Annotated in this window: 9 protein-coding genes; 7 read left to right on the top strand and 2 right to left on the bottom strand. The window is 43.5% G+C overall.

The annotated features are described in order from the left end of the window. Nucleotides 1–153: 153 nt before the first annotated feature. Both H8B21_RS06175 and H8B21_RS06170 read right to left on the bottom strand, forming a co-directional pair. Nucleotides 154–1,164, bottom strand: a complete 1,011-nt coding sequence (locus H8B21_RS06175; protein ID WP_190312865.1) for a zinc-binding alcohol dehydrogenase family protein — start codon at nt 1,162–1,164, stop codon at nt 154–156. A gap of 84 nt (nt 1,165–1,248) precedes the next feature. Continuing rightward, on the bottom strand, nt 1,249–2,022 hold the full coding sequence (locus H8B21_RS06170) for a rhamnogalacturonan acetylesterase (protein ID WP_190312864.1): 774 nt from the start codon (nt 2,020–2,022) through the stop codon (nt 1,249–1,251). A gap of 183 nt (nt 2,023–2,205) precedes the next feature. Between H8B21_RS06170 and H8B21_RS06165 the strand changes: the two genes are divergently transcribed. The 7 genes from H8B21_RS06165 to H8B21_RS06140 all read left to right on the top strand — a co-directional run bounded on the left by H8B21_RS06165 (nt 2,206) and on the right by H8B21_RS06140 (nt 12,356). Further along, a complete protein-coding gene (locus H8B21_RS06165) occupies nt 2,206–3,840 on the top strand; it encodes a glycoside hydrolase family 43 protein (RefSeq protein ID WP_190312863.1) in 1,635 nt (544 codons plus the stop codon). A 4-nt stretch (nt 3,841–3,844) separates the two neighbouring features. Beyond that, the gene (locus H8B21_RS06160; protein ID WP_190312862.1) at nt 3,845–4,840 is read left to right on the top strand and encodes a pectinesterase family protein; all 996 of its coding nucleotides are present in this window, start codon (nt 3,845–3,847) and stop codon (nt 4,838–4,840) included. 12 nt (nt 4,841–4,852) lie between these two features. Next, entirely contained in the window at nt 4,853–5,149 is a 297-nt protein-coding gene (locus H8B21_RS20555; RefSeq protein ID WP_223814860.1) for an SGNH/GDSL hydrolase family protein, read from the top strand. Beyond that, nucleotides 5,139–5,360: an SGNH/GDSL hydrolase family protein gene (locus tag H8B21_RS20550; RefSeq protein WP_223814859.1), complete on the top strand. Its 222-nt coding sequence runs from the start codon at nt 5,139–5,141 to the stop codon at nt 5,358–5,360. Before H8B21_RS20555 ends, H8B21_RS20550 begins: the two co-directional genes overlap by 11 nt. 352 nt (nt 5,361–5,712) lie before the next feature. After that, on the top strand, nt 5,713–9,069 hold the full coding sequence (locus tag H8B21_RS06150) for a SusC/RagA family TonB-linked outer membrane protein (RefSeq protein WP_223814858.1): 3,357 nt from the start codon (nt 5,713–5,715) through the stop codon (nt 9,067–9,069). 36 nt (nt 9,070–9,105) lie between these two features. Beyond that, nucleotides 9,106–11,151 (top strand): RagB/SusD family nutrient uptake outer membrane protein, encoded by a 2,046-nt coding sequence (locus H8B21_RS06145; RefSeq protein WP_190312861.1) that lies wholly within the window; start codon nt 9,106–9,108, stop codon nt 11,149–11,151. Between the two features lie 227 nt (nt 11,152–11,378). After that, nucleotides 11,379–12,356, top strand: a complete 978-nt coding sequence (locus tag H8B21_RS06140) for a pectinesterase family protein (protein ID WP_190312860.1) — start codon at nt 11,379–11,381, stop codon at nt 12,354–12,356. Nucleotides 12,357–12,378: the final 22 nt, after the last annotated feature.

The following is a 12,378-nucleotide window of genomic DNA, read 5'->3' as shown; positions in this document are numbered from 1 at the left end:
TCTTAGAAAGACTACACCTTTCCATTACTCCCTTTCTATTGGTTGAAGATAAATTTATACATTAATATTCAGTTTAACAGTGGGTTAGCTTAAAATTAAAAGCGCAAACGTTATCGGTAACGTTTGCGCAATAGTTTTTTCCGTAGGCCTCGGTTAATCAAACTCGATAACCGTCTTGATTCCCGAAAGCAATGGCTTACTGTTATCACTAAACAAGTCCGACGCTTCTTCGAATTTGACACGTCGGGTAATAAACTGTTGTGCGTCCAGCGATTTGTCTTGCAAATGCTGCATAACATATTCAAAGTCACTTGCCAAAGCATTCCTGCTGCTCATCAATGTACCCTCCCGTTTATGGAATTCCGGGTGACTAAAGTGTATTTCTTCTTTTTGCAATCCTACGAGCACATAGCGTGCACCATGCGCCATATACTGAAAAGCATTGTTGATAGCTCCTGTATTTCCGGTTGCATCAAACAGAAGCGTAGGCATATCGCCATTTGTAATCGTGGCCAATTGCTCCTGTATATCCACATCCCGTGCGGAAACTGTGTATGACGCTCCCAACTCTTTTGCATAGGCTAGACGATTATCGTCAACATCTATCGCAATAACCTTTCCACCGGCAATATTTGCCAACGCAATGATGCCCAAACCTATTGGTCCCGCTCCCATAACGAGTACAAACTCTCCAGGAATAATATTTCCACGCTGTATACCGTGGGCGCCGATGGACAACGGCTCGACAAGTACTAAATCGTCATAATCCAAACCCTCGGCTTTGCGTATCGCATGCGACGGGACGGCCACATACTCCGCCATAGCCCCATCGATATGAACACCCAGAACTCGCATATCGTTCGTACAATTAGGTTTCCCCATTCGCGAAGCGATATCCTTCCCTTCTGTAAAATATGGAATTACCGTCACCTTATCCCCTGTCACAATCCCTTCTGCATCACCCTCTACATAATCGGCAGCCACTTCATGTCCCAGCACGCGTGGATAGGTAAAAAAAGGCTGTTTACCCGCAAATGCATGGATATCTGTCCCACAAATTCCGATTTTTCGGATACGTAATAAGGATTCCCCCTTTCCCGGTTTTGGGATATCTGCCTCTTCATACACAAATCGTCCTGGCTCGGCACAAACTAATTTTTTCATCGTATAAAATTGTTTTCAATGGTGATGAAGCTATCAGATTTATTCATCCCCCTATGTGGTTTGAATAAATCGTGATGGTTTCATTTATTTATTTTTATTTTTTACGGCTGATGAGAGCTCGAGTAAATCTTTCGCTAAAGGCATTTGCTGCCGTTCTAGTTCTCGAGCAACAAGCGTGGCAATAGTCCTGGCACCATGTTCGTTAAGATGCGTATTGTCGACGACACCTTTTGGATAGTTGGTATGCCCCTCGGGAAGATGCAAAAATATGCCTGCGGATTTCTCTTCCCCCAGTTCTGTCAATAGTTCCGAAGTTTGTCTTGTCAAGTCGATAAGTGGTACATCTAAACTGTCCGCCACTTTTCTCACTGCATCCGGGTACGCACCATGCGTATCGACAAGCTTTCCTTCTTCAAAAGCACGACGGGCAATAGATGTTAACAAAATTGGTTGCCCTTTTTTTGAACGTGTTTCCGTTACAAAGAGCGATAGATTTGCTTTATATTCATCGATAGTCGTTCCTGTATTCGGTTTATGGACCTTCTCATCGTTATGACCAAATTGGATAATAACATAGTCCCCCGGTTTCAGCCCGTCGTATACTTCTTTCCAAATACCTTCATTTATACAGGACTTTGTGCTTCTTCCATTCTTTGCCTTATTTATCACATCCACATTAGTCTTAAACATCTTGGCAAATGCTTCACCCCAGCCCGTTTCCGGAAATTTGTCAGGTACCTTTATAGACATCGTGGAATCGCCTATCATCCAAACTGTTTTTTTAGGCTGTGGTATAAAACTATATACCAAAACCAATAAAAGTAATCCTCCTAACGAGGTAAAAATATGCTTGCTCATTTATTTCTGGTTTATGTATATTTATTTCCCTGCTTAAAGGATGTTAATATCTGTATTTTTTTAAAATTAATCGATAAAATTACACGCAAACGTTACCGGCAACGATTGCATATTTCCTTTTTGCTACGCTCCTAAAAAATATGTATCCTTGTGATTACCAATACATAAATCAAATACGCGACTATGAACAAATTTTCATTATTTTCATTTGCTTTAATCTTATCATCAGGTGCTATCGCTTACGCGCAGACACCCTATGTTTCTTCGGTTTGGGTTGCTGATCTTGGGAACGGGAAATACCAAAATCCCATTTTGTATGCTGATTACTCCGACCCTGACGCTATACGTGTCGGAGACGATTTCTATATGATTGCGTCAAGCTTTAATCACGCACCGGGTCTTCCTATATTGCATTCTAAAGATCTCGTGAATTGGAAAATTATCTCTCACGCATTACCTCGCCAAATTCCCGAGGATGTATTCAGTACTGTCCAACATGGAAATGGCGTCTGGGCACCAGCAATTCGTTATCACGAGGGTGAATTTTATATTTATTGGGGAGATCCCGATTTTGGCATTTACATGATTAAGACCAAAAATCCCGCAGGGGATTGGTCAGAACCTGTGTTGGTATTTGAAGGAAAAGGATTAATAGACCCTTGTCCTTTTTGGGACGAAGATGGCAACAATTATTTGTCTTTCGCTTACGCGGGGAGTCGTGCTGGACTAAAAAGTGTTGTTGCTATTGCAAAACTTAATGCAACCGGTAGCAAAGTGCTAGATCGTGGTATTATAGTATATGATGGTCATGAACATGACCCCACTATCGAAGGTACGAAAATGCATAAACGCAATGGCTACTATTATTTGTTTGCTCCCGCAGGGGGCGTATCTACCGGATGGCAGTTAGTATTACGTTCGAAAAACATTTATGGACCTTATGAGCGCCACGTGGCTATGCATCAAGGAAACGCCGCCACTAATGGACCACATCAAGGCGCATGGGTAGACACAAAAACTGGAGAGGATTGGTTTCTACATTTCCAAGATAAGGACGCTTATGGACGTATTGTTCATTTGCAACCGATGAAATGGGTTGACGATTGGCCTATTATTGGTATAGAAAACGACATAAAGGGTACCGGTGAGCCGGTGTCAATACATAAAAAACCAAATGTTGGGAAAACTTACCCAGTAGAAACACCTGCCGAATCAGATGAGTTTGAAACACCGTTACTTGGCAAGCAATGGCAATGGCAAGCCAATCCGGATGGTACATGGCTTATGCCGAGCAAGTATGGACACTTAACATTGTATACGCAGCAAGTTCCGGAAAGCTATAAAAACTTGTTGGATATTCCTAACGTGCTGACGCAGAAGTTTCCTGCTGAGGAATTTATCGCAACGACCAAAATGCGACTTATCGGCCACGAAAAAATCGAGAATGAACGCGCTGGTTTTGCCGTGGTAGGAGAAGACTATAGCCAGCTGTATATCAAGCAAGATAAAGGTAAACAAACCCTACATTACGCGAGTTGTAAAAAAGGGTTAACTTCAGGCAAGGAATCGGTCACCGATATTACCGATTTAAGAGAAGGGGAGTACATATACCTGCGTGTAAAAGTAAACAAAGGCGCAATGTGCCAATGGTACTATAGCTTGGATGGTAAAAAGTATACCGCAGTAGGCGAAGTTTTTACGGCACAGCCTGGCAAATGGATTGGTGCAACATTAGGTTTATACGCCGTACGGGATAATCAGATCAATGATAGTAGTTATGCAGAGTTTGATTGGTTTAGAGTAGAAGCGATAAAATAAGAGTATGTTACGTAAAGTATTGTTGGTTTTATCTATTTGGTTCATCAGCCTGGGGTGTATGTCGCAAACAGTAGATAATAAGTTTGAACTCGTCGTTTCTCAAGATGGGACGGGTGATTTTGCGACTATACAAGAAGCTATCAACCAGGTAAGGGATCATGCCGAAAAACGTGTAATCATCCATATCAAAGCGGGTACTTATAATGAGAAAGTGGTTATTCCATCGTTTAAACGTAACGTTACCTTAAAGGGCGAAGGCGCAGCAAAAACCATTATTCAATTCGATGATTACTCGGGCAAACCGTTCCGAGGAATCGATGTTACGGGAAACGCCAAATACAGCACTTACACATCGTATACCGTATTGGTTACCGCCAACGATTGCTCCTTAGAGGATCTAACGATTGCCAACACAGCTGGTCGAGTAGGGCAGGCCGTAGCCTTGCATACCGAGGGAGACCGCATTGTTGTACGCAACTGTCATATTCTCGGAAATCAAGACACACTATATCTTGCAAGGGCAGGTACACATATCTATCTCGAAAACTGTACGATTAACGGTACTACTGATTTTATCTTTGGTGCGGCAACGGCATACTTCTACCGTTGCCGTATCGAGAGCTTATCCAACTCCTATATTACCGCAGCGTCTACTAATGAACAAGATCGCTATGGTTTTGTATTTGAGTCGTGTACTTTAACGGCTCGGGATAGTACGGTCAATAAGGTTTACCTCGGCAGGCCCTGGCGTCCGTATGCCAAGACGGTTTTCATCAATACGGAAATGGACGCGCATATTACACCAGAGGGCTGGCATCCTTGGCCGGGAGACAAAAACTTTCCCGATAAAGAGAAAACGGCCTTCTATGCCGAATACGGTAGTCGTGGATTAGGTGCAAAGGATCTGTCCAAAAGAGTAACTTGGTCGCATCAGTTAAAGAAATCAGATCTAAAAAAATATAGTCTAAAACTTGTTTTAAACGGATGGGATCCTTTATAAAAACATAAAATCATGAATAAATATATCGTAATCGCTGTTGTATTCCTACTGTCAGTCGTACTCATCTCATTCTCCTACCAAAAGAAAACGAAGATATATCTCATTGGGGATTCGACAGTAGCGGATTATTCCCTAGAAGACGATTACGATAGCAAACGCTATCCGTTGGTGGGATGGGGACAAGTTTTTCAAACCTTCTTTGTCACAGATAGTTTAAAACACGTGGAACATCTTTTGGGCAAAGTAGACCAGGTGAAAATCGACAATCGTGCGAAAGGTGGGCGCAGCTGCAAAAGAGGTGGCAGCTGAATTGGACGTCAAATTAATTGATCTAAACGAACTGTCTATGGCTCATTTTTCTGAAAAAGGACAAGATTATGTTACAGAAAATTATTTTATGAATTTTCCTGCAGGACGGTTTCAAGCGTATCCCAATGGACAAAAAGATAATACTCATTTCCAGGTAGCAGGAGGTAAAGCTGTGGCTAAATTAGTTTTTGACGCGATGAAAGATCTGTAATCATGCAACCGGTTGTTACAAATTACATCTGCTCAAGTGTATGAGCAACGTTCCCGGCAACGTTTGCGTAACTTTTCTATCGACATTCTTAGGTATTAATTTGTTAGTAACCTATTATTGTAATAACATAATTAATAAACCGCATACACTTTCTAGGAAAGCGTAATGCTTCAAAAACGGAGTGATAGTCCAGTTAATAAACTTTTTAATAGATATCATTTTAAAAGCAAATTTAAGCTAGACGAGTGTCTCGCAATTTGTTTTTTTGGAAAAATTAAACAACCGGTTGCAATTTGAAATATTCCATCTTGGTCAATCGCTAAAGCACTATTAAATTAAACCTTATACTGTTATGAAAAGAATAAACTTTAAGCGAAGAAATGGCTTCATGCTAATTCTAGTCCTGCTTCTATCGATGTATGTTAGGAGTTTCGCTCAAACGATGACTCAAAAAGGGCATGTCATAGACGAAACCGGCGCACCCATTGCTGGTGCAAGTGTAAAAATAAAAGGCACAACAATCGAAACAGCTACGGATAAAAACGGTGATTTTGTATTACCTGGCGTGTCAGCCGAAAGTATTTTGGTAATCACTTATACAGGCTATAGTATGCAGGAAGTTCTTCCAAAAGAAAACACCAGCCTATCTATTACATTGACAGAAGATGACGTGGCGCTAGATGAAGTGGTTGTGATAGGTTATCAAACTGTTCGGCGTCGCGATCTGACCGGATCCGTGGCCTCTGTCGGAGGAAAAGATCTAGCAACTGCTCCGGTGATTAACGTCGCACAAGCATTACAAGGGAAAATGCCCGGTGTTAACGTTATGTCACAAGATGGTCGTCCTAACGGTGATGTTTCCATCCGTATACGTGGAGGAGGTTCGATATCGCAAAGCAACGAACCACTGATTCTCATTGACGGAATACCCGGTAATATTTCGGACATTCCCAGCGATATGGTAGAGAGTGTCGACGTCTTAAAAGATGCTTCGGCCACCGCTATTTATGGTGCACGCGGCGCCAATGGCGTTGTGCTGGTCACGACCAAAAGGGCAAAAGAAGGCAGGAGCTCGGTAACCTATACGGGATATAGCAAATTCAATAGACCTACCGGCTATATGGAGGCACTAAGCCCCTATGACTACCTCGCATTTAAATGGGCCATGTTAGATGCCTATGAAGACATTGATTATGTGACGCCTTTCACCCAATTATTTGCCCTTGGTGAAAACAGAGGGAGCAACAGTGCTGGTATAGACGCGTATAAAGATGTACCAACCTATAACCTACAAAAAGAACTCTATAATAGCTCTTTTTCGCATAACCATGACTTGTCCATTGCCGGTGGAAATGACAAAACAAAAATATTGTTTGCTGCAAACTATATGGACGACCAGGGGATGAAATTGATGTCCTATGCCAAACGTGCCTCTGCCTTCTTTAAGATTGAACAAAAACTCAGCAATAACTTAAAATTCAATCTCGATTTGCGTTACACCGATAGAAAGTCTCTAGGAAGCGAAGGTACCGTCAGTGGTGCAGGTTCAATCTTATCGTCGGCCTACCGTTTCCGTCCAATCGCAATTGCAGATATTAAAGGAGATTTGTCCTACCTCACCCATTCTAGTTTAGGTGAAGAAAATACCGTAATGTATGATGTAACCAACGGGGTAAATAGAACCTTGGATAACGATAACTTGACCGCGAACCAATCCTTACTTGGCACCACAGGACTTAACTGGAACATTCTTAATAATTTAACCTATCGTACCGAACTGACTCTGTCCCGCTCGTATACGACCAATAAAAACTGGGAAGGTCCTACCATCGATCCGAATTACTACATAGCTACCGGCACGATGGAAACAATCGATAAGATTATATATGCCGGTAATGCAGATTTAAGAAAAAGTGACTCGTGGGGATTACGTTGGACAAATACTTTGAACTACGACATCCTCCAGGATGATACCCATCGGCTTAACGTCCTAGCGGGACAGGAAGTCACCAACACAGGCGGAAATAATATGCGTATCGACGCTATGCGGTTTCCGGCAAACTTCACGAAAGACAACGCCTTCGCTATGATCAACCAGTATGATACCAGCGTTTCAACGAACTTAGTCGTTTCAAGTGGTGTTACCACCCCATCTAGGATCCTTTCTTATTTTGCCCGGAGTAATTACTCGTTTTTAGATCGATATATGCTCACCATAACGATGCGCGCGGATGGTTCATCAAACTTCTCGCCAGAGCATCGCTGGGGTTACTTCCCCGCCGTAGCTGCGGCTTGGCGCCTTTCAAACGAGCCGTTTCTGAAAAATCAAACCTGGATAGACGATCTAAAGTTACGTGCTTCCTACGGCGAAGTGGGTAACGATGCGGTGGATCCGAACCAATGGTCACAGCTTTGGGAAGCAGAGAGCGATGCGCGTTACCAACAGGCCTTGGGCAACGTCATTCAACCGGCCTATGATTTGGCATCGGCACAGTTAGCCAACCGCAATTTAAAATGGGAAACCACGGTTACACGCAACCTTGGTCTTGATTTCACGTTATGGAACAACAGGATATGGGGTACGTTGGACGTTTACAAGAACAGTACCAAAGACCTGTTGATGCTTACCGATATCCCTTCGATCACCGGTTTCAATACAAGCTATGCCAACGTAGGAAGAACCAGCAATAAAGGGGTTGAGTTCTCGCTATCGGGCACCCTATTCAAGAACGACGACTGGAACATCACCGCAGGCGGTAATATCAATTTCAACAAAAACAGAATTGAAGAGCTCGCAGAAGGTGTACAAAGTGCTTATGGCACTACTTTTTTACAATCGGGTATCCCGGCGAGCGATTACATCTTGCAAGAAGGTAAACCGGTGGGTATCGTCATGGGATATCAAACGGCCGGTAGAGGGTACTACGAAACGAGCGATTTCCACTACGATGCGGCTACGCAAATGTATACGCTGAAAGACGGTATCGCAGATCTTGCCTCAGCATTCGTTGCCCACCATAAAGGTGTCGTACCCGATGGGCAACAAGCCTATCCCGGTATGCCTAAATTCATAGATACCGACGGGGATGGTATAATCGATACCAAAGACTACGTAGAAATAGGAAACATGACTCCTAAGCACACCGGAGGGATTAGCCTCACTGCTAATTATAAAAACTTTGACCTAGCAGCTTATTTCAACTGGAGCTACGGGAACCAGATTTACAATGCGAACAAATTGGCTACCCTTTACAACGGTAACAAGGGAGGCGGGTTATACGGCAACAAACTGGATATCGTGAATGATGGTTATAAAATCTACGATATCGACGCCAGTGGAAACCTCCAACGAATAACAGATCCAAATGCATTGGATGCGCTAAACCAAAATGCTACACTACCACTTACGTACTTACACCAAGGCTATGTCAGTGATATTGGTATAGAGGATGGTTCTTACCTCCGGTTGAACACCTTGACACTTGGTTATAGCATGGAGAAATCTTTAATGAACAAGATCGGTTTAAGCAATTTACGTATTTATGGTACTATCTATAATGTGGCGACATTGACTGGATACTCGGGGATCGATCCAGAAGTGAATGCGAACCCAAACATCAATAATTCCCGCTATCCAACACCGGGTTTTGATTGGGGAACTTATCCACGTCCACGTCAATTTGTGATCGGATTAAGTGCTACATTTTAAGCAAGATGATTGATTAGAAAATTAAACAAAAGAACCATGAAAAGAACAGCTTTATATATATGCTTGGCGATAACATCCTCGATGTTCCTCCAATGTAAAGACTACCTAGATGTCACCAACCCAGGGCAGAGCGACAACGAGTTTGTCATGTCAAGCCCGGAAGAAGCAGCCAAAACCTTATCCTGGGCTTACGGAGAATACCGAACTAACGTAGCCGCCGGAGGAAATTACAATTGGCAGGATCCGTTAGGCTCCGATGCCGAATACATGAGTGAATATCCCACCGGAAATAATGTGATTGCACGACTACAGCCCGAAGCCTCGGCCGTGAACAATGCTGCCACACAATACAACAGTCTGAATATTATATTGGCCCGTGCTTCCCGGATCGCGCAGGTTATCCAGGACAAAGGCGTAGTTGAGACTACCGAGACCAATGAGTGGACGCAACTCTATGGTGAGGCGAAAACCATGTGGGCCCTCTGTGGTTGGGAATTAGTACGTCATTTTGGAGATGTACCTTTTGGCTACGAAAACCAATACGTACAAGACTACGAGCTGAAATCTCGCTTTGCCATTATGGATACCCTTATCGCCGAACTGAAGTTGGTAGAAGGTTCTATGTATAAAGTAGGTGAGGGTGGTGTTACAGCAGAACGCCTTAACCGCTCCTATGCCAACGCGCTTATTGGAGAAATCGCCCTACATGCTGGTGGCTGGCAGACCATCCGTACAGATGTACCGGGATTATATGGAGATGTACAGTTTGATTATAAAGGTACCGACGACGGTACTTGTGTGTACGCCCGACGAAAAGATTATATGGATTACATCCGGATGGCAGAACAATATCTTACCCTCGCCGTCAATACGCATAATGGAACAACACGATTGATCACTTCGGACGATAGATCGGTCAACAATCCATTTCAGATGCATTGGCAGCATATCAATTCCAGACGTGTGAGCCCTGAATCGCTATACGAAGTTGCTTGTTCTCCGGGCTTTGGTGGAGAGCATCCCTACTCGCAAGGACGTCCGGGATCCAATAACGGAGCTGTCTCTGTATTAAATACATTTGCCGCTATCCGTATTGTGCCTTCTTTCTTTTACAACGGTTACGAGGATGGCGACAAACGTCGCGATGTCAGTATGGTCGTAACGGGTAGCGATGCTGCGACGGGCCGGGAAGCATTAATGCCTCTCGGAGCAGGTACACGTATTGGTGGCGGTGGTCCGTCGATCAACAAATGGGATCAAAACCGCGGCGATAATCCACTAATTCCAAATAATGCTTTTCGTAACTCAGGAATGAATTACACCGTCATGCGCATGGCGGATGCTATGTTGATGTTGGCGGAAGCGAAAGCCATCCTCGGAACAGACGATGCCGGTGCGGTGAATCTAGTGAACCAGATCCGCAGTAGGGCTTTCGGTAATTCAAACCATCCTATTGCTTCCCTATCGGGCGAAGCACTCCTGGACGCTATTTATGAAGAACGGCGATTGGAACTATTAGGCGAAGGCGATGTCCGTTGGGATATGATACGCTCCGGAAAGTTTAATGAGCGAGCTGTTAAAGTTCGCCAGGAAATGGAAAACATGATGACTGGATTGGCTAGTAACGGCTACTATACCTTTGCAAGCGGTCGGACGATTTCCAATTATATATGGACGAAATATATACAGATAAACCCAGGTAGCTCCGCCGCAGTCGTCACCCAAGAAAGCACAGATGCAAACAATCCGGCACTCTACCCTGGCTGGCGAGGCATCTTTAACTGGAACGCAGCTGCCCATGCCAATATTGAGGCTAAAAATCTCGCTATAAAAGGGCTATACAATTACATTGATCCGAATGGAGCCGAGGCAGCGGCTTTAGAGGCAGATGGTTATGTAAGAACGAATTGGGGGATTACGATATCTGCTGGTACGAATCCGGCGATGTACCGAGCCGCCATTCTAGATGGCGTAGTGGGTAGAGAAAACTTAGCTCCCCGCTATTTCCATCCGATGCCATTGACGGTAATTGATCAATCGAAAGGTAAAGTAAGGAACGGTTACGGGCTGCCTAACAATTAATTTATCAGATAATTGCGTACGCTTTGCATCATATTACTTTGTACCTCACCGCTTGTGGGCTCTTCACAAGCGGTAGGTCATTTAACATCATGTTCTAACCAGTCTGGTAAGTATTAAATAAATATAGTATAGTTTCAATATTGAAAATAAAAAATTATATGCCGGGTATTTCTATGTTATGCTCCATCCTGCTAATAGCTGTGCACCCTATTTTGATGTCCTGTTCTATGAGTTTGGAATCATCCTCTGGAGCGATACCGTTAGCAGAAGAGAATAAAACCATCAAAGCAGACGCCGTTGTAGCGTCAGATGGTACCGGGGATTTCACATCCCTGCAAGACGCGATAAATGCCGTACCAAATAATAGGACGAAATATTACTACATCTATATTAAAAAAGGCATTTATAAAGAGGTCATTACAGTGCCGAGGAATAAAGATTATATATACTTGGTCGGGGAAAACGAAGCAACCACCGTTTTAACGTATGATAATTATGCCAGCCGACTTAAACCGGATGGTTCTGAATATGGAACGAGCGGTTCAGCCTCTTTTTTCGTACATGGAAATAATTTCGTTGCTGAAAACATAACTTTCGAAAATACAGCAGGTATCGATGCGGGACAGGCGCTGGCGATCAATATTGGTGGCGCACGTTCCTCTTTTCGTAATTGCAGGTTTTCAGGACACCAAGACACTTGGTACGCAGGCAACGGAACTTATCAATATGTCAAAGATTGCTATATTGAAGGATCTGTGGATTTCATTTTTGGTGGCTCTACCGCCTTCTTTGATCATTGCCAATTGGAGAGTACTCGAAATGGTTATATTACGGCGGCATCTACTCCTGAAGGTCAGACCTATGGATATGTATTTCATCACTGTACCCTTACCGCTCGCCCGGAGATAGCCAAAAGTTCTGTTTATCTTGGTAGGCCCTGGCGTCCGAATGCAAAGGTCGTATTCGTGGAGTGTGCTATGGATAAGCACATACAGCAAGCCGGTTGGCATAATTGGAGGAACCCGGACAATGAAAAAACAGCGTTCTATGCCGAATACAAATCTACCGGTGCAGGTGCTCGTATAGATACCCGAGTTTCATGGTCCCATCAACTGACGATGGAAGAAGCGAAGAGTTTTACCTATGAGAAGGTTATCGGTGATCAACACCCTAAATTTGTAGAAGAAAAAATCCAGATCAATTAATTTTCCCTAGATACAATCTTAT

Source organism: Sphingobacterium chuzhouense (assembly GCF_014692525.1).
Taxonomy (GTDB): Bacteria; Bacteroidota; Bacteroidia; order Sphingobacteriales; family Sphingobacteriaceae; genus Sphingobacterium; species Sphingobacterium chuzhouense.
This window is presented reverse-complemented; position numbering and strand designations above follow the sequence as displayed.